This is a genomic window from Bacillus sp. NPDC057893 (genome assembly GCF_042796455.1).
In the GTDB taxonomy this organism is placed as follows: Bacteria; Bacillota; Bacilli; order Bacillales; family Bacillaceae_G; genus Bacillus_A.
Genome location: NZ_JBHVNG010000005.1, coordinates 92,587 through 112,203 on the forward strand (window position 1 = coordinate 92,587; position 19,617 = coordinate 112,203).

General features: G+C 31.9%; 13 protein-coding genes and 2 pseudogenes. 1 reads left to right on the forward strand and 14 read right to left on the reverse strand.

The window, feature by feature from the left end:
- Window positions 1–153: 153 nt before the first annotated feature.
- From ACFVQC_RS21620 to ACFVQC_RS21655, 8 genes and pseudogenes are all read right to left on the reverse strand, one after another.
- Window positions 154–2,121 carry a penicillin-binding transpeptidase domain-containing protein gene (locus ACFVQC_RS21620; protein WP_377899236.1) on the reverse strand — a complete coding sequence of 656 codons (1,968 nt, stop codon included), beginning with the start codon at window positions 2,119–2,121 and terminating at the stop codon, window positions 154–156.
- A 510-nt stretch (window positions 2,122–2,631) separates the two neighbouring features.
- Entirely contained in the window at window positions 2,632–3,375 is a 744-nt protein-coding gene (locus tag ACFVQC_RS21625) for a lipoprotein BA_5634 family protein (protein WP_377899237.1), read from the reverse strand.
- 32 nt (window positions 3,376–3,407) lie between these two features.
- Window positions 3,408–5,378 carry an FtsX-like permease family protein gene (locus ACFVQC_RS21630; RefSeq protein WP_377899238.1) on the reverse strand — a complete coding sequence of 657 codons (1,971 nt, stop codon included), beginning with the start codon at window positions 5,376–5,378 and terminating at the stop codon, window positions 3,408–3,410.
- Complete coding sequence (locus ACFVQC_RS21635) at window positions 5,353–6,123, reverse strand: ABC transporter ATP-binding protein (protein ID WP_377896353.1); 771 nt, start codon at window positions 6,121–6,123, stop codon at window positions 5,353–5,355. Before ACFVQC_RS21635 ends, ACFVQC_RS21630 begins: the two co-directional genes overlap by 26 nt.
- A gap of 142 nt (window positions 6,124–6,265) precedes the next feature.
- Entirely contained in the window at window positions 6,266–7,252 is a 987-nt protein-coding gene (locus ACFVQC_RS21640; RefSeq protein WP_377896352.1) for a sensor histidine kinase, read from the reverse strand.
- A complete protein-coding gene (locus ACFVQC_RS21645; protein ID WP_377896351.1) occupies window positions 7,252–7,956 on the reverse strand; it encodes a response regulator in 705 nt (234 codons plus the stop codon). The genes ACFVQC_RS21640 and ACFVQC_RS21645 overlap by 1 nt, the downstream gene beginning before the upstream one ends.
- A 505-nt stretch (window positions 7,957–8,461) precedes the next feature.
- A complete protein-coding gene (locus ACFVQC_RS21650) occupies window positions 8,462–10,405 on the reverse strand; it encodes an FtsX-like permease family protein (RefSeq protein WP_377899239.1) in 1,944 nt (647 codons plus the stop codon).
- Window positions 10,377–11,151 (reverse strand): annotated as a pseudogene (locus tag ACFVQC_RS21655) (ABC transporter ATP-binding protein). Before ACFVQC_RS21655 ends, ACFVQC_RS21650 begins: the two are co-directional and overlap by 29 nt.
- A 429-nt stretch (window positions 11,152–11,580) precedes the next feature.
- Between ACFVQC_RS21655 and bla the strand changes: the two are divergent.
- Window positions 11,581–12,114: pseudogene (gene bla, locus ACFVQC_RS21660) on the forward strand (class A beta-lactamase); the annotation flags it as partial.
- A 284-nt stretch (window positions 12,115–12,398) separates the two neighbouring features.
- Here the strand turns inward: bla and ACFVQC_RS21665 are convergent.
- The 6 genes from ACFVQC_RS21665 to ACFVQC_RS21690 form a co-directional block, all read right to left on the reverse strand.
- Window positions 12,399–13,016, reverse strand: a complete 618-nt coding sequence (locus ACFVQC_RS21665) for an SGNH/GDSL hydrolase family protein (protein ID WP_377896315.1) — start codon at window positions 13,014–13,016, stop codon at window positions 12,399–12,401.
- A 142-nt stretch (window positions 13,017–13,158) separates the two neighbouring features.
- The gene (locus tag ACFVQC_RS21670) at window positions 13,159–14,190 is read right to left on the reverse strand and encodes a VanZ family protein (RefSeq protein ID WP_377899240.1); all 1,032 of its coding nucleotides are present in this window, start codon (window positions 14,188–14,190) and stop codon (window positions 13,159–13,161) included.
- Window positions 14,191–14,555: 365 nt separating this feature from the next.
- Complete coding sequence (locus ACFVQC_RS21675) at window positions 14,556–15,665, reverse strand: acyltransferase family protein (protein ID WP_377899242.1); 1,110 nt, start codon at window positions 15,663–15,665, stop codon at window positions 14,556–14,558.
- 190 nt (window positions 15,666–15,855) lie between these two features.
- The gene (locus ACFVQC_RS21680; protein WP_002161771.1) at window positions 15,856–16,371 is read right to left on the reverse strand and encodes a transglycosylase SLT domain-containing protein; all 516 of its coding nucleotides are present in this window, start codon (window positions 16,369–16,371) and stop codon (window positions 15,856–15,858) included.
- A gap of 700 nt (window positions 16,372–17,071) precedes the next feature.
- Window positions 17,072–18,385: a D-alanyl-D-alanine carboxypeptidase family protein gene (locus ACFVQC_RS21685; protein WP_377896236.1), complete on the reverse strand. Its 1,314-nt coding sequence runs from the start codon at window positions 18,383–18,385 to the stop codon at window positions 17,072–17,074.
- A gap of 386 nt (window positions 18,386–18,771) precedes the next feature.
- A complete protein-coding gene (locus ACFVQC_RS21690; RefSeq protein WP_264540824.1) occupies window positions 18,772–19,431 on the reverse strand; it encodes a CatB-related O-acetyltransferase in 660 nt (219 codons plus the stop codon).
- Between the last annotated feature and the right edge of the window lie 186 nt (window positions 19,432–19,617).

The following is a 19,617-nucleotide window of genomic DNA, read 5'->3' on the forward strand; positions in this document are numbered from 1 at the left end:
CTTTCTAGAGCCACAATAACATAGAAAAAGCATTCTCAATTAGGGAGAATGCTTTTTTGAAACTTAATTATTCTTTGTTTTGCCCAATTTATACCTTTGAGTTAAGCATTCATATAATAAATTTAGTAAAAGATTTCACTTTATAATTTAGTGTTATTTCTGAAAAACATGTTTTACTTTTTCGCCGGGAACATTACTCCCCCCTCTTCCTTTTACATCTTCAATCATCATGGTAACAATCATGTCTGGCGCATTTGCATCAAAAGCTGCAAACCATCCAAGTTCTTTTCCGTCTGCTTCTTTCGACTCCTTCAGTTCTGCTGTACCGGTTTTACCAGCAAGAGTTACACCATCAACCTTAGCAATTCTCCCCGCGCCATCAGGGTCATTAATGACTTTTATTAATGCACTCTTTAATATCTCTTGATTCTTTTTAGAAACCACATTTTCTTTCCAATTCCCCGCTACTTTTGCTTCTTTTAAAAGATGTGGCGACGGAATATTCCCTTCATTCACAATCGGCGCATATGTTAATGCTAAATGAAGTGGTGTCATTAATACTTGTCCTTGTCCGTATCCGGTATCTGCTAGTTGAATATCATTTTTTATCCCATCTTTTGCAATGATTGAAATAGGAAATTCGTATTCGATTGGTAATTTTTCATGAAATCCGTATTTCTTAAATTCATTTACATACTGATCTTTCCCCATTTTCAAAGCTTGTTGAGCAAAATAAATATTATCAGAGTACTTCATTGCCTTATCAAAATCAACTGGACTAGCTTCCTTCACACGTGTTACATAATAATTTCCCCACGATGAATCTTTTGTCCACTTTAATCCTTGAATTTTAAATTCTTCCTTAGGATTTATTGTGTTTGTTTCCAAACCAATTGCACCTGTAATCGTTTTAAATACGGAACCTGGTACAAATGCTTGTGTGAAACGATTCATCATTGGCAGTTTCGAGTCGTTATTCCATACTTCTCGTTGGGCTTTTGATGCTCCTCTAACTATTGTATTTGGATTATAAGCAGGGCTACTTACAAGTGCGATTGTTTCACCCGTTTTAGGATTGACCGCTGCACTTGATCCTGCTTCATTTTTCATCTCATTAAAGATTTTTTCTTGAATTGCAGCATCAATTGTTAACGTAACATTTTCCCCTTCTTTTGCTTCTTTTTTTGCTACGTTTTTAATCTCTTTCCCGTTCTCATCTTCCATAAATACGCGTCCACCCTTTTCACCACGCAATTTATTCTCTAATACTTTCTCTAACCCTGTCTTACCCACTAAATCATCTGCCTGATAACCTTTTTTTTGAAGCGATTTTAACTCCTCTGCATTTACCTTTCCTATATATCCCGTTAAGTGTGCCGCTGCTTCTCCTAATGGATACGTACGAATATTTACTGGGCGAGATGAAACTCCTTCTAATTCAATATAATCATTCTGTCTGGTTCCCTCTTTTAAAATACCAATTGGTACAAGGGAATCTGGTTTTATCCATTTCGCTGCGAGCTTCTGATCGACCTCTTCTGTAGACATATCAAGTAATTGTGCTACTATTTCCTTTGTTTGCGCTGCCGTTTCACCTAGTTTCTCTGGAATAATTCCAACCTCAGTCGCTTTACCATTCGTTGCAAGCCCTTTTCCATTTCGATCATATATTTCTCCGCGTTTTCCTTGTTCTATTTGCATACGTACTTTGTAATCTTTTTTCATGCCTGGGAAAATGAAGTCTGGTGTCCAATCTATTTTCCAAGATTCCTTATCTTTCACAAGTTTTGCTTCATGGATGAATGAAACTGTTCCTCCATCCGTATCCATTTTAACTTCAAAAAGAAAACGTTCTTTCTCTTTAGTATTCTCTCCTTTCGTTTTAATTTTTAAATTCTTAACTCCAATACCTTCATAGATTTTTTGATATTTCTCGGTAAAATCTTTTTTCGAAATCGTCTTTTTTGCATGCTCTGATAAATGATCATACATATTTGCAAATTTTTTATCATTCCATAAATTAATATATTCTTCAAATGCTTGTTTTGGCGGTTCGTTTTTATTACATCCTACCAACATAACTCCAAAACAACAGAAAAGCAGCATCCATATTTTTTTCAATTCAATCTACTCCTTTAGTTATAAATGATTATTCCTTTCTTAAAATATTAAATAAAAAATGGTTTAACGCTTAATAGACAGTGCAAGTAATGAAATAGTTCCACATTTACAAAAAAATTAAATTTATGGTTAAGCTGCATTGGAAGAGGGAAGATTTTAAGCTTCTCACAAACATAAGGAGCGAATATATTTAGCGAACCATTATTAGTGTTGTTTTGAAAAATTCATTTAAAATACCTTTTAGTTCATTTTCGCCGATCTTATCTTTTTTCTTTATAGATTTTTGATACAAAAAATAGAATCCTTATAGTAAGGATTCTACATCAGAAAATAACAAAAATATAAACGCTACAAAAAAACACTTAAAGTATAAGTGTCATCTTCATCACTTCGAGGCGTTAATATATACATATTGTTCATCATAATCTGTCACAACAACACTATGTTGATGATATATTTGTTTTTCTTAACTTGATGGTGACGGGGTTCTACCCGTATAAACGAAATTGTTTACTTTTCTGTAATATTTACAAAATTGACGACTCTCTTGTCCTCATTGCCTAAAGCCGTATTCACTTTATCTATTTCCTTTCTTAATTCTGGTGCTTTCCCTTGATTGACTAAATTAAGATTCCCAAAAGATTTATTAAAAGATAGAAATTGTCTTGCTTTTTCTTCCCCATTTATTTCTTTAAATAATGTATCATCTACAATAAGTAGAATCAGATTGGATTCACCACGATATGGAGATAGCCATACATCCCCTTTAAATTGAACATTCATTTTTTTCTCATCAAATGTTAGTTCTTTCAAGTCTTTATATTCTTTATTTGCAAATAAGATAGTTTCATCTTTTTCTATTTTTGGTAAAAAATCAATAGGGACTGATGATGTAAGCCCCTCGTTATTATCTCTTTCACGTATGAGCCCTTTTTTATTCATTTGCTCAGCAGTCGTTCTACTTATAAATAGTAAATTACTAGTAGCAGTATCCATAGAATCCCAAAAATTAGTCGGGAGCTTGATGTTGAGCTTGTTATTATCTATAGTCCCTTCTTTTAATTGATATAGGTCTTGTGAGGTTGTTATATCTTTGTATGAGTCTATTATAGAGTTTCTTGCTTGTTCGTTTATCTTTCCTACTTCTATTGAAATTCCATTTGCTGGAGAATCTTTTGCACCAAATAATGAACATGCTCCTAACATGGTAATAGAAATACCTGCTACTATTAATAATCTTAGTCTTTTTTTCAACCTATATTCTCCTTCTTTTAATTATTTTTGAATTAAAAAATCGTTTTATACATTTTTTTCAAGTATTGAGAACGAACAAAGTAAAAGTATATAATTTGCAAAACTAAGAAACAAATCAATACCATAACTGAACTACCCAAGACTGAAAAATTAGCTAACTTTTGTAAGGCCATAAAAGCAACCGTACTATGTGCAATCGCTATTGCAATTGGTAAAAAGAATAACAATGTAAGTTGACGTGACACAACTTTCTTTAATTCCGGTTTGCTTAAACCGACCTTTGCTATCATTTTATATTGCTGCTGATTTCGTTCTAAGTCTGTGTATAATCGGAAATATAAAAAACTTGCGGCAAACGTAAAGAAAACAATGCCTATTAATACACTCATGATAGATGCAAGTCCAAAACTTTGCTTCATCACTATCCATGTAAGAATTAAAGTCGAAAATGTATATTTTTCGTTGTCTACTATATCCTCAATTTTACTTGTATTATCTTTCTGAAAAGCTGCTAAAAGATTTTCCGCAACTTTTTTTGTTTTCTCCCAATCTTTCACAATAAAACCATTAATAGTGGTTTCAAAATGGTAATTCTCTGGATCTGCTATCATTTGATTATATACAGCGTCTGGTACAATAATTATCGTTACCATTGTATCTTGTAATTCTTTCGGAGTAAGTATTTTATTTACATGCATATCTTTTTTTATATCTCTATACAACAATTGAAAGTTATTTTGATTAGATTTTGTATTAGCAATTTTCCTCGAAGGTATAACAAAACTACTATTTTCACCTTTTAGATTTTCTTCTTCGAAGCCAAATGCCTCAGCTAGCTTATTATAATCACTTAATTTTATAACGCTTGATAATACATTATTGTTATAGAGGGTATCTCGAACTTGTTTTATTGAATAAGTAACCCGTTTAAATTTAAACTCACCATCATGGAGTTCGCTTTCTATTTTTTTTAGATGTTCTTTTTCTAACTGGTTATTATCATAGGACTTATAAGAAAATGCAAAAGGATTATCCGATTCAGCCATGGACGAATTGCCTAATCCCATACAAGTCCCTACTGCAGTGAAGGCAACGGTAGAAATAATAGTTACCATAAAAAACATTTTTGCATTATCTTTTAATTGATACACTAAATCTGAGATGGTGAGTATGTTTGTTTTCTTAAAGAAAATATTTTCTCTTTTCTTTAATGCACGTAACACATACACACTGAGCTGTGTAAACAAGAAGTACGTTCCAAGTACAACAAAGCTTACCCCTGTCGCCATCATGAATAATACATATTTCATATCCTTGTATTGAATTGCATTAACACTATGGAATACAGCCGTATATCCTAATCCAATACAAATAAGTGCGAATAAAGACAGCCAAAAGGATGCTTTGGGTTCAGGCTTTGGCTTTTCTTCTGCTTTTATTAATTCTACTAATTGCTCTACATTTACTAGTCGAGAAGTGAAAAGTGAAATAAATAAAAATAATAAGAAGAAAGCTCCAAATGTTATTCCAATTGCTTTAAAGGGCATGTAAAATGGGAGTCCTTTATCAATCATTAACAGATGGTTGCTCATAATTAAGATAAACTTAGAGAACGCCATTCCAATTGTAATTCCTGTTAAAATAGAAGCGATACCAATTAATATATTTTCAATAAATACTAATTTGTTCAATTGTGAACGTGACATCCCATGTAGCATTAGAATTCCAAAATCTTTTTTTCTTGTTTTTAAAAATGCACTTACAGAATATAGGATAAAGAAGAATGAGAAGAAAAATATTAACCCCTGCGATATCTGTAATCCTGACTTTGCAAATGTATTGATTGTTACACTGGAAGCAAGATCGCCTTGTAAATTAGGATGAAATGCAAGTAATGCATAAGTAAAGAAAATCATAATAGCAAACGTACTACTTAAAAAATGAGCCAAATATGTTCGTTTACTTCGAATGACGTTTTTAAACGCGAACTGTCGAAAAGTCATATGCATCTCCTCCTAACAACGCTAAAACCTCTAGAATTTTTTGATAGAATACTTTGCGATTATCTCCACAATAAATCTCATTGTATAACTGTCCATCTTTGATAAACACAATTCGATCACAATAACTTGCAGCCATCGCGTCATGTGTCACTAACATCATCGTTGTGTCATTTTTTTTGTTAAGCCTTGTCAATAGTTCCATCACATCACGAGCTGATTTTGAATCCAGATTTCCTGTAGGTTCATCTGCAAGTAATAATTTTGGATTATGAATAGTAGCACGTGCGATCGCTGTTCTTTGTGCTTGTCCACCGGAAATTTCATACGTACGTTTATCCAATATTTCAGTTATCCCTAGTTTTTCAGCAATAGCTTCTACTTTCCCGTTCATTTCACGAGGGCTTACACCATCTAGTGTAAGTGGAAGAACAATATTTTCTTTCACCGTTAATGTATTAAGGAGATTAAATGATTGAAAAACGAATCCTAGTTCACGTCTTCGAAATAAAGACAACTGATTTGGAGATAACAGATATGGGTTTTCTCCATGAATTAATACTTCTCCTGATGTTGGAGCATCAATCGTAGACACCATATTTAATAACGTTGTTTTACCACTCCCAGATGGTCCCATAATTCCAACAAATTCACCTTTTTTTATTTTTAATTCAATATGAGATAGTGCTGTATAAGAAATTTTTCCAGTATATACTTTTCCCAAATTTGAAACATTTAGTACCTCCACAAATATTCCACCTTCCATTTCTTTTTTGCTACATTAAGTGTAAACAATATATAGTATGTCTCATATCGATTTCCCTAACATTTCCCTAACAAGTTTGTAAGATTCAAAAGAAAAAACCGATGAATAATCTTTCTTTCATCGGTTAACGAGATGCATAAGGGAATACGATTCTAACTTTGGTTCCCTTACCTACCTCAGATTCTATCTCAATCTTATGATTTAATTTTCCACATACTTCTTTAACAAGATATAATCCCATACCCGTAGACTCTTTAAATTTCCTACCATTTTCTCCAGTATAAAATGGATTGAAAACACGTGGTAAATCAGCAGTAGGAATACCCACTCCATAATCTCTTACTTCCAAAATAATTGCTCGTCCTTTTGAATACGCCGATACTATTACTTTCTCTTTCTTACTTGATGAATATTTGATTGCATTTGACAGCACTTGATTGAGTATGAATCGAAACCATTTCTTATCTGTTTCTACAATAAGGCTCGGATCTACTTTTACCTCTGGATACACATAATTACGTATAAACAGACGTTTATTTTCATGAATGACAGAATCAACCATTCCCAATAATTGCAATCTGTCTACATGAAAATCCTGTTCGAATGTTTCTAAACGAGCAACATATAAGACCATTTCTAATCCTTTTTTGATTCTTTCCGTTTCTTCATTAATACTGTCAAATCGAAAGTCATCTGCATCTTGTGTAATTAACTCAATAACAGAAAGAGGTGTTTTCATTTGATGAACCCATTGATTCATAAAAGTCGTTTGTTCTTGTTGTTTTCGTTCCCATTTTTTTAATTGGTTTTGATAATATTGATATTGAGTTTGTAGTAATTGATCTAGGGCCATTGATAATGGAGTCAAATCACTATCTTTTATTGACTCATTTAATGTTTCCATTGGTGTTGATAGACGCTTGTAGAATGAACGATGACTATAATAACGAAATATTAGATAACCCATTAATAAAAAAATACCCAAAAATACAGAATATAATGCTGTCAAAATATGTGGATAACCATCAAACCAATATATAAAAAGAATGATAAGCAATTGGGCAAATGTATAACAAATGAGTGGAATATGTTCTTGTAAAAATAATTTCATTATTCCTTTCCTTCCTTCTCCCAAGTGGCATGCAAACGATATCCAGCACCACGAACTGTCTCTAGTGCGTTTTCAATACCTAAATCTTGCAACTTCCTTCTAATTCTCCCTATATTTACACTCAATGTATTCTCGTCTATATATGAACTATCCCATAGTTGCTCTAAAATCACTTCACGTTTTACAAGGAGCGGAGACTTTGTTATCAATATTTCCAATAAAGTTGTTTCTTTTCTAGTAAGTAAAATTGTCTTATCATCTAGTTGAAGTTCCATTCTTTCTGGGAACAGGAATAATCCTGATTGCTCAACTATTCGTTCTTTTACTTTAGGAGCATATTCACCGTATGCTCTTCTGAGTTGACTACGGATTTTAGACATTACAACTTCATAATAAAAAGGTTTTGTAATGTAGTCATCACCACCATTTTCTAAAGCCATAACTTGATCCATCTCTCCACTCCTTGCAGATAGAAATACAATTGGACAAGTAGAAATAGCTCGTATTTGGCGACACCAATAATAACCGTCAAAATTAGGTAAATTTACATCTAATAGCACTAAATCTGGTTTTATCTCTTGAAATATTTCTAAGATATTTTCAAAATCCTCTATAATAACACTTTGGTATCCATATTTTTTTATATGAGTTCCCAGTAATTCAGCGATTTTCATATCATCTTCTACAATCATGATTGTATTCATTTCGTACTCTCCTTTAATTTAGGTGTAATTTTTAAAGTTCGTTTAGTGTTTTATATTTTACTTATTTAAAAAAGATGATATCTTACATCCCCCCTCAAATGCAACAAGTATCCAATAAAGCGTATATTTATTGTTTCTTAATTAATAAACTTAATAGAGATGGTTTCCATCTTTTTTCTTTACTTAAAATAGCATGTTGACTTTCCAATTAGATGAGTAGGATATAATTGGAAAAGCGCCCTGTTTACAGGGCGCTTCATTAAATACAATATCCATTTTACAGATTAACTAAAAAAACTTATAAATTTTATACCTATTAGGGCTATCTAAAAGGGGTACGACCATGATTCCTTTTTTTGAGCCACTGACAAATGATTAAGCCAAGAATATCAAAATAAATCGGAACAAATACATATTAACCTTGGTATATTTTTAACATTCTAAAGGTGCATAGCCAACCATAATTAGTGATTGAGTATGCACCTTGAATTTTTTGTTTACTTTTTTATAAATATATTTTTGTACATATGCGTTTTAAATAGTGATTTCTAATAATAAGGAAGTAAATAATTTGCATACAAATAAAGCTTATTAATACAACAATTGAACTTTGAATTACGGACATTTCCCTACTTACTGTTTGTCCTAATTGATGAAAAGTTAGAAATGCAAAACTGCTGTGAACCATAGCCACTACAATCGGTAAGAAAAATAGTAATATCATTTGTCTTGTTACAATTTGCTTTAACTCACTTTGGCTTAAACCTAATTTTGAAATCATTTGATATTGCTCTTGATCACGTTCTAAATCAGTAAATAGACGGAAATATAAAAAGCTTAGCGTAAATACGAAAAATACAATCCCCACCATTACACTTGAAATAGAAAGTAATCCGTTTTGTTGTTTCAATTCAATCCATTTTAAATACAAAGATGAAAAGGAATAATAATCCTCTTGATTCGTACCAATGAACTTCATAAGGTTTGTAGAAATCGCACTTGTTTCAGACCAATTTTCAACGATAAAACCGTATATGGTGTAATCTCGGAGTACGCCTTCTTGTTGAACATTTAGGACCTTATTGTAAACAGCATCAGATACAATAACAGGGCTTTCAATCATGGCTAACTCTGGGACATAAACTGTTTTTTGCACAGAAAGTGGAACCTCTAGTTCACCATGTTTAATTTCAAAAGTTTTTAGTTCCTCTGCACTTTTCTCGTTCTTATTTAGTCGTATACCGATGCTATCATTTTCATTTGTTAATTTCTCTATTTCATACCCTAATGTTTTTGCGTATTCATTATACGTAGAAAGATTAATTAACGCCAATCCGTTTAGTGTCCTTTTAAATTTTATTGCTACAAGTTTATATGAAAATCCAGATTCTTTTAATTGTTTTTTTATCTCTTCAATATGCGTTTTTTCTTGTATATTCCCCTTATCCGATCGATAGGTAAATGCATATGGGGTCTCATGTTTTGCCAATTCAGGATTTGCGATAGCCGTACAAACTCCAATTGCTGTAAAAGAAACTGCAGATATAATTGTAACGATAAAGAACGTTCTCGCATTATCTTTCATTCGATACATCAATTCTGAAATAACAAGGAGATTAATTCTTTTAAAGAATGTAGCTTCTCTATTTTTTAAAGCGGATAACACATATACACACAATTGAGTAAAGAAAAAATAGGTTCCAAATACAATTAATAAGACACCTACTCCTACGAGTAGGAATAATTGATTTAAACTCATGTAATTCACCGCGGCGATACTGTGGTGGACGCAGGAGTAACCCGCTCCCAATAAAATAAGTACCAACAAGGATATCCAAACAGACACTATTGGCTCAGGTTTTGGTTTTTCCTCTGATTTTATGAGTTCTACAAGCTCATTCATTTTCACCATTTTTGATGTAAACAATGAAATAAGTAGAAATAAAACAAAAAAGGACATAGCTGTTACTACCATTGCCTTTAATGGAAAGTAAAATACTAACGTATGCTCTACTCCTAATAAAGACCCACTAACTAGTAAAAACAATTTAGAAAAAACCATCCCAAGCCCGATTCCTACTACTATAGAAGGGATTCCAATCAACATATTTTCGAAAAAAATTAATCGATGAAGCTGTTGATGAGACATTCCATGTAACATTAATAATCCAAACTCTTTTTTTCTATTTTTTAAAAATGCACTAACAGAATAGAAAATAAATAAGAAAGAAAAGACAAAGATTAAGTAATAAGATAAATGAAATCCTATTTTCCCAAATGTACTCATGATGGTACTTACATGAGTCAGTTCGCCTTGTAGGTTCGGATGAAAGACAAGTAGTCCATAAGTGAAAAAAATCAATACCGCAAATGTACTACTAAAAAAATGACCAAGATATATTCGTTTATTCCGTAAAACATTATTGAATGCGAGCTGTCGAAAAGTCATGTTTATTCCCCTCCTAACATAGAAAGACTATCCATAATATGTTTATAAAATAATGGGCGATCATCATTGTAGCAAACTTCATTGTATAACTGTCCATCTTTAATAAAAATAATGCGGTCACAGTAACTTGCAGCAACTGGATCGTGCGTTACTAACATCATTGTCGCCTTTTCTTCTTTATTTAATAGTGTTAATATCTCCATTACGTCTTGAGAGGCTTTAGAATCTAAGTTTCCTGTCGGCTCATCCGCAAGAACCAATTTAGGAGAGTGAATGAGTGCACGGGCAATCGCTGTTCGCTGTGCTTGCCCTCCTGATATTTCATATGTTCGTTTATTTAAGATTTCGTTGATTCCTAATTTATTCGAAATAGATTCTACTCGTTTATTTATTCTTTTCACATTCATGCCATCTAATACGAGCGGAAGAACCATATTCTCTTTTACTGTTAATGTATGCAGCAGATTAAAGGATTGAAAGACGAATCCTAATTCCTGTCTGCGAAATAAGGCCAAATCATTGGGTGAAAGTTGATACGGATTTTTATTATGAATGGATACACTTCCTGAAGTTGGCGAGTCAATAGTAGAAATCATATTCAATAAGGTTGTTTTCCCACTACCCGAAGGGCCCATAATCCCAACAAATTCCCCCTCTGTAATTGTTAAATTAATATTTGAAAGTGCTGTATGTGAAACCTTCCCTTTGTATTCTTTACTAAGATCTTTTACTTTTACTATTTTCATATGAAAAATTCCCTCCAAATTTACACACTAAGAATGAGATTTGATAGAAGATGCCTGCCTACATTTTGACTTTTTTAAAATACGAGTAATGTACCATTCATTAATGGTCTGTTTCGAATTTCCTTATTTAAACTGGAATACATGGTCAAATGTTATAAGCACGAAAATAACTTGATATCGTATCTCATAATTTTTATGATTGTTTCTGTTTTTCATTGTAGTAGTAAGGTTGTTTTTCTCATATTGAATTACCTTTTATTTTTCTTACACGCTTGAAATATTTCTGAAAATACAGTTTATAGAGTTTGCAGCCATGATTCTTTTGTGGGAGATAGTAAAGAGGGATTTTTCATATGCACTATACTATAGGGAACTAGCTTTCTGTATAGTTGTTATTTGCATTTCATGGTGTTTTCTTAACAAAACACCATGTTCTTAAAAGAACTTGCTGATGCTTCTGTTCGATATAGTGACAGTACGTCACATAATTTGATTCTTAAACAATTAGGTGGTCCTTCCGAGTTTGAAAAAATATTGAGAGAAATTGGTGATACAGTTACTAATTCAGCACGATTTGAACCTGAATTAAATGAAGTGAATCCAGGAGAAACACATGATACCAGTACTCCAGAAGCGATTGCTAAGACGCTTCAATCTTTTACATTAGGAACTGTACTTCCACCTGAGAAACGTGAACTATTTGTAGATTGGATGAAGAGAAATACAACTGGAGATAACTTGATTCGTGCGGGCGTACCAAAAGGATGGGCAGTAGCTGATAAAACAGGTGCAGGATCATACGGAACAAGGAATGATATTGCAATTATTTGGCCACCAAATAAAAAGCCAATTATTCTTGCAATACTTTCTAATCATGATAAAGAGGATGCTACATATGATGATAAACTTATTGCAGAAGCAACCAAAATAGTGTTAAATACTTTAAAAGTTACGAATAAATAATAATAGTAATAGATTAAAAATTCCCCATTTTTCCGTCAGAGTACTGTGACGTTTTTTTTAGGTGTTTTACAAAGAATTGACCATTTAATGTTACGGAAGCAATTCAAAAGAATGTTTAAAGACCACCTATTTCCGTAGGTGATCTTTATTTGTGATTCTGCATTTGTACACTACTGTAGAAATATATCATAGATACGGTTTGTTTGCTAAATTCTTAGTTCTCTCCACTTACTAAAAAACATCGCTTAATACAATTAATATCATATTTTTTAAATTGCGAACTATTATTCTGTCTTCTGTACAGGCAAACTACTAAAAATTAATTCAGCAACTTTTACATATCCTTTTGAGTTTGGATGAATTAGATCTGTAGACCAAAGCGTATTGTCATTAACTAAATGATGATTCCAAAAGTCAACATGATGAAGCTTATACTCTCTACTCAGTGAAAGTATAACTTCATTTGCCTCTAATAATTGTTCTTTTAATACTTGTTTTTTTTCAGAAGAAAAAGGAAGCCGAACTGTAAAATCTGGAAGGTTTGCTATAATAATATCAGCATCTGTTTTACTTAATGTATCTATCATAAATTCCATATCGTTCTTATATGCTTCATGATTCCAACGTCCTTTTAAAACATCGTTTGCACCTGCAATTAGACAAACTAAATCTGGATTAAAAGTTAATGCCTTTTCCAATTGCTGTGAGCGAATTTCTTTAGTTACTAACCCACGCTTTGCAAAATTAGCATATTCTATATCGTTTACACACAGTTGAACAAAATGATCTACCCAGCTTTTTAATGCTATTCCCTCAACTTCATCCCCTATCCCCTCTGTAAAACTATCACCAATCGCTACAAATCGCTTCCACATATATAGTCCCCCTTTTTTGTTATTCATATCTATACTATACAATAGCCCACAACGTAATTGTTCTTCTAAAATGTTTTTCAATTCCAATAAAATTCCATAGGAGATTTTTTAAATGAGCACGACAACTTGAGTGAACTATTTCACATGAACAAAAATATGAAAATCTACGTTATTTTCTCGCAGAAATAGGTTGAGACCAACTATCTTTGTTATTATCATTTAAGCGTACTTGAAAAACATATATAGGTTGAGAAAAACCTTTCGAATCAGCGTGGTAATCTATATTATAATCTGTAATGACTAATGTATCACCTGCTTTGAAAGATATTATAGGATCAAAGTCTCCTTGTTTTAGTTTTTGAAATGCTTCTTTAGGAGACAGAATTTCAACATCTCGAATATGTGATTTTTTTGTAACTGGCTCATTGTCATCAGGCATGTTTGGAATTTCCTCTTTGTAAACAGGCATTTTTTTACCTTCGTCTTTTAACTCTATTGATGTTTTTATAGTGACATCAGTCATGTCTATTTTTGTAATGGGATCTAAAGGCGTATTCCCAAATTCCTTCATTTGATACGAAATCATTATTCCAAGTGCAACAAAACTTACTGTAATCGGAAGAAATAAATATTTGATCATTTGTATATCCGTTTCTTTTTTCTTCAACAATATAAGAACTATATTTACCATAGAATATCCTAGCATCATTCCTAAAGTATTGTGAAGTAAATCTGCTAGTTCCATACTTCCACGTTGCATTGTAAATTCAAGGATTTCAATCCATAAACTTGCTATAATTGAGCTGATTAACATCCATTTTGTTTTTTGAAAAACATTACTAAATAACGGTAATAAAATTCCTAACGGAAAAAGCATACCTATATTCACAATGATATGGAAAAAAGAAGAAAATGAAAAGGTATTCCATGCTTTTTTATAAACACTAAGTACATCAAAGTCAATTGTTCTTGCAAAAGTTATATCATCTGGACGACCAAATGAAGTAGCTGATAATGCAAGGGAATAATATCCTATTATTAATATAAACAATATAATTTGTTGTACGGTAAATTCCCCCCCACCTTTACATACCTTTTTGTATACTACAAAGTAGCTAAAAACAAATATGAGTAGTAACAAAAATGTGAGTTGTATTGTAGGAATTGCAACGGTAACAAGTAGTTCGGAAATAAAGTTCATTTTACACCTCTGTTTTTACGAATAAAATATTCAATAGTTTTATATAACATTCTAGATATAGATAGCAATGTGTTGTTACCCCTAATAATTATTAATATAGAATTAAACCTATACTCTTGAAACTAGCTTTATATGACCAAGCCGCTACAAGGAAACTAGCGTTTTACTAATTGTATTTTCGGCTATGTTTGGATAAACGTTACGAAGATTCTCTTTAGTAAGTGGATTTTTGAAGTTCTATATAAAATTAAAAATTTATTCAATTTTAGTATGTTTATATAGAATCTATAATTGACCGATTCCTAATACACTTAGGAACCGGTAATATACGTATATTTACTAAAGAAAGAAGATTCCTTCAAGCATTACACCTTTTTTCGAAAATTAGTTGTTCTTTGTTTTGCCCAGTTGATACATTTCTTTTCAATTAAATGATACGATATTATAGAAAAAAGTAGTGTCATTGTAATACATAAAGTAAGAAGGAAGAAGATAGGTATCTTTGTATAAAAAAGTTTAAATAGTACCATCATGATTGGAAAATGACACAAATAGATACTATATGAAATTTCCCCTAAGTATACAAATACACTCTTATTTAAAAATGCTTTTACTTTTAGGTTACTCATGGCCATGATAATAAATATACTAACACCAATTACGACACCCCAATCTTTTAATAAGAAAGTAGTGTCATTACGGGAAAAACCATAAATTAAAATGGAATATAAATATAGAATTATCCCTAATGCAATAAGAAATCCTTTTTTAAATTTTTTCATATTTTGATATAAATAAATAAGTTTTTCTTGATACTTAAAAAGTAACATTCCAACCATAAACATAGATGTGAAATGCAGTGTATCGGCATAACCATTATAAAATCCCTCTGCTTTCCCAATATGCAACATATTAAGGAAAACACTAATTAAAGAAAAGCTCAAAGCAATTAGTATCGTTTTCTTCCAACTCAGTTTATAAAAAAGAAGGAATAACAAAGGAAACACAATAGATATACGCATTTCTTGAGCCAATGACCAAATAACTGGATTATAATTTTCCGTAAAAAAGTTATTAAGAAGCACAAAGTGGTTTATAATATCTAATTTTGTTATAGACCCTTGCCACCTATCATAGAACCAATCCCGTAGTCCTGCCACTTCATACGGTGAAAACAAAATAAATAAAGCAAAGGTAATGATTATCCAAAAATAATAAGGGATATAGATTCTTACAAATCGCTTAATTAAATATCCCCAATAATTTGTTTTTGAATGATAAAGTGCCATAGATAAAACAAAACCACTTAGTACATAAAAAACGATTACAGCTTCTCCACCCGCCCATAAAAACCTAAGCGGGGAAAATTTAATAGAGTTAGGCAACGATGGTAGCATTAAACAAAAATGTCCAAATACCACTGTAAGTGCCGCTAACCCTCGTATGGAATCTAATTCTTTTATTCTCTTACTCATAAAATATTCTCCTTGTAAATTGTAAATTTTGCTGTTAATAAAGGCCACTATACTAGTGTAGTGGGAGAATTGTACATATTCTTTCTTTAAATCCCTAATATAAGCAGTACAAGGTCAATCTATGTATCTGTTTAAAGGAACTTTCGAATTTAGGCATAAGTTATATAGTAATAGAAAGAAAAAAGAAATTTCATTCTATAAAATCGTATTGTCGTTTAGAAAACATTTTAAAACTTTTTTCTAAACCCTCGTTATAGTCTGTCTGTTTATCCGTCCATTGAACGCCCTTATTTCCAGGCCACCCTGAGGTATTCGCAACATGTTTTAATAGCTCTGCTCCTTTTAAATTCTGCTGTAAACCACGGTTGTATGCATTTGTCATATTAGATATTGCAATTCTAGTATTCGTTTCTACATTTTTCAAATCTTCGTTTGTTAAATCTTTAGGTGCTAGTCCACCCCGGTGGAGCTGAAACAGTCCAAATGATGTGCCCTGATCTCCGACTGCATTTTGATCAAACTTACTTTCATGGAATGCAATAGATAAAGGAATCCATGGTGGCATACCGTGCTCTATTGATATTTGTTGAATTGTGTCTCTTACTTTAGCTCGGTTCGTATGATGGTCATATGCGTATTTTGTAAGATATAGCCCTACTGTGAAAACCAAAATAAATACTCCGATTTTTATTAATATCCCTCTCATCGACGTCACCTCACTTGTCAGTATCAAAGAGTATCTCTAGTAATCATATCTTTTGGGTATATTAACTAGTAATCGTGTATCAGATGATTATTCTTGGTTTCATTAATTACCGATTTTCAAGTGAAATTATTAGGGGGCCCTCTATATGGTATATCCCATTAAAATCGTACTTTTTTCTCGAATACTTTGTTTTCTATTCGATTGAAATTAAAGAATAACTATATACAAGGGATAAACGCTATAAAAAGATACTTAAACTTCTTTAAAAAATTCATTTTTTGGCCTCCATTTCTTTATATAATTAATTTAAAACAAAATATTTAATAGAAAGAAAAGATTTTATTAAATTTTTATAAAATTTAATAACAGAAATAAGTACCAGGTATCAATTTTAATTTTCACTTGGTGGAATAATGAATGTTCTTTCATCATGTAACTTTATTAAACTAACCTTGCATCAGAACCCTTTGAATCGAAATATCCATAATAAACGCCATCCTTTTTGTATATTTATACAAAAAGAATAGCGTTTTTTGTTTATATAGATACAAATTTAGTTTAGCTTGGTAGCAATACGAAAAGTTCCGAAGAACCAAATTTGAGAATTAATACAATCTTCCATTCCAAGCTATCCACATAAGAATCTATAATACTTTGAAACTTTTTGTTTCAGATTACTATTTAGTTTTATCCTATAAAGTTAGCTTTTTACTATATCAATCGCACTATCCCACATACCGCTAAAGAAAGATCCGATTTCGCGCATAAAACGTGTAAACCAATTTGCTTGTTCTACATCAGAGTTTGTTACAAGGTCTACTTGTAATGATTTACCTGATAAAAATCCAGGATCTGTACTATCTTTAGGCGAAATAATCATTTTACTAATTGTTACATCCTTTTTAATAGGCGCTTCTTGTTCTTTATTCGGTACTTTAAATTCTTTTTTATAAACGTCATTGTTGCCCTTTGGCATTGGAAGTGAAACAGCTTGCTTCGTTTGAACAACTACATCTTTGTCTTTTGCATTTGCTACTCGCACTGTTTCATGCCCTTTTACTACTGCATCTTTCCCATAAACTTTCTTCACTTCAAAATTCGCAAATCCATAATCATATAATTTCTTCGTCTCATCAAAACGTGCTGTATGAGAGTTTGCTTTTATCACTACAGAAATTAGGCGCATACCGTTTCTTTCTACTGTACCAGTGAAGCAATCACCAGCTTCTGGAGTAGTTCCTGTTTTCAACCCATCTACACCTTCGTATTGCTTAATTAAACCTTGTAACATCATGTTAAAATTCACCATATCAATTGGATACTTGCCACCCTTTTGGAATGTTTTTTTGGGGATTTTTGCTGTATCTAACATTTTGGGGAAATCTTGAACGAGACGTTGTGCTAAAATCGCACAATCTCTTGCGGACATTTTATTTTTCTCGTCTGGGGTTGTCCCTTCTGGATGATGTCCCTTTAAATCATAGTTTGTTAAGCCTGTAGAGTTTACAAATTTATAATTTTTCATTCCAAACTCTTTTGACTTATCATTCATCATTTTCACGAAATCGGCTTCTTTTCCAGCAATTTCTTCAACTAAAGCAATTGTTGCACCGTTTGCAGAGTAAATTGCCATTGCCTCATATAACTCTTTAACTGTATAAGAGCCACCATTTTCTAATGGAACGTTTGATAATGAGCGATCTTGCGAAATCTTATATGCATATTCAGAAATTTTAATTTTTTGATCCCATTTAAGTTTTCCTTTATCCACCGCTTCATGAACTAAGTATTCACTCATCATTTTTGTCATACTAGCAATTGCTAATGATTCATCCGCATTTTTTTGATATAAAATTTTTCCGGAATTTGCTTCTACTAAAATTGCTGATCCTGCTTCTACGTCTATAGCAGGAACTGTTTCCGCTGTTGCTCTTCCAGATGTAACAATTATGCTACAAAATAGTGTAAGCACTGTTACTATTACAATGAATTTTTTGTAAAACATACCTTTCAATTCTCTTACCTCCAATATCTTTGTACTCAAAAAAACGATATTCTAGCATAATCCCTATAAAAATAGACAGTTTTATCAAAGGCTATTTACAAATAAGACTTTAGGATCGCTTTCATATAGACCATCTCATCACACCCTTTTAGGCGCACTGACACTTAGTATTCCCACACACATCCCTATTTCTAATACCCTTGTATTTTTCAAAATGATCCGTACTTTCATATTTTTTAGGATTACATTTAATAGACAATCTAAGTAATACATTTGTTCCACAATTATAAAAAAATAAAACCAGTGTGCCCCGATTGAATATCGAAACACACTGGTAACAGTTTTTTGTAATAAAAAAACTACATCCTATATTTAATGTAGTTTTTCTAGCTGATTTATTTATTTTTCACTTCATTTTTATAAAAAGCAAATAATGGTTCAATGGCTGGACTAGATAAAAGAGGAATTGCCTTCTCAATCAATTCTCTATCCCAATCAAACCAACGCATTTCCATTAGCATATTAATTTCTATATTAGTGAACCGTTTCTTTATTTCTTTAGCAGGATTACCACCTACTATTGTATACGGCGGAACATCTTTACATACGACAGATCCAGCTGCAATAATTGCACCTTCGCCAATAGTAACGCCAGGCATTATAATAGCATTCATACCAATCCAGGCATCGCTTTTAATGACTGTATCACCCTTCGGTTCATATGATTGTTCTATTTGCTCAACGAATGGATAAACTGTAATCCATTCAGGGTGATGATTATGATTCCCACCCATTAAAATGACAACTCCACTTGCAATACAAACATAATTTCCAATAATGAGTTTATCAAGTTGCCAACCCATCTGTTCAATTGGATTGAAAAGCACTCGAGACTTAGCATCGCCCCACAAATATCTTACACAGCCATCTTCAAAATTTTGATGACCATAATAACCAGAATAATAGGAGTACTCTCCTACTTCAATGAGTGGATTTGTTACTATATCTTTTAAATACTTTGTTTCTGACCAATGATTATATAATGGATGCTTCATAACTATATTCCTCGCTTCTAAGTATGGTAGATTTTTGCAATTTACTTAGAAGCTTAATACGACAGCGACATTTTTAAATTTTTTCAAACGACGAATCATTATCTTCAAGCCTTTCTTTTATACTAAAAAAAGCATAACGCAATAAATTACACAAGTCAAATTGTGTAATTTCGAACACAACTTAAA

Coding starts and splice junctions, on each gene's coding strand:
- ACFVQC_RS21675 (WP_377899242.1), bottom strand. CDS start 15,665: ATGAGTAAGAGAATAAAAGAATTAGATTCCATACGAGGGTTAGCGGCA.
- ACFVQC_RS21640 (WP_377896352.1), bottom strand. CDS start 7,252: ATGAAATTATTTTTACAAGAACATATTCCACTCATTTGTTATACATTT.
- ACFVQC_RS21670 (WP_377899240.1), bottom strand. CDS start 14,190: ATGAACTTTATTTCCGAACTACTTGTTACCGTTGCAATTCCTACAATA.
- ACFVQC_RS21650 (WP_377899239.1), bottom strand. CDS start 10,405: ATGACTTTTCGACAGCTCGCATTCAATAATGTTTTACGGAATAAACGA.
- ACFVQC_RS21690 (WP_264540824.1), bottom strand. CDS start 19,431: ATGAAGCATCCATTATATAATCATTGGTCAGAAACAAAGTATTTAAAA.
- ACFVQC_RS21665 (WP_377896315.1), bottom strand. CDS start 13,016: ATGAATAACAAAAAAGGGGGACTATATATGTGGAAGCGATTTGTAGCG.
- ACFVQC_RS21680 (WP_002161771.1), bottom strand. CDS start 16,371: ATGAGAGGGATATTAATAAAAATCGGAGTATTTATTTTGGTTTTCACA.
- ACFVQC_RS21645 (WP_377896351.1), bottom strand. CDS start 7,956: ATGAATACAATCATGATTGTAGAAGATGATATGAAAATCGCTGAATTA.
- ACFVQC_RS21630 (WP_377899238.1), bottom strand. CDS start 5,378: ATGACTTTTCGACAGTTCGCGTTTAAAAACGTCATTCGAAGTAAACGA.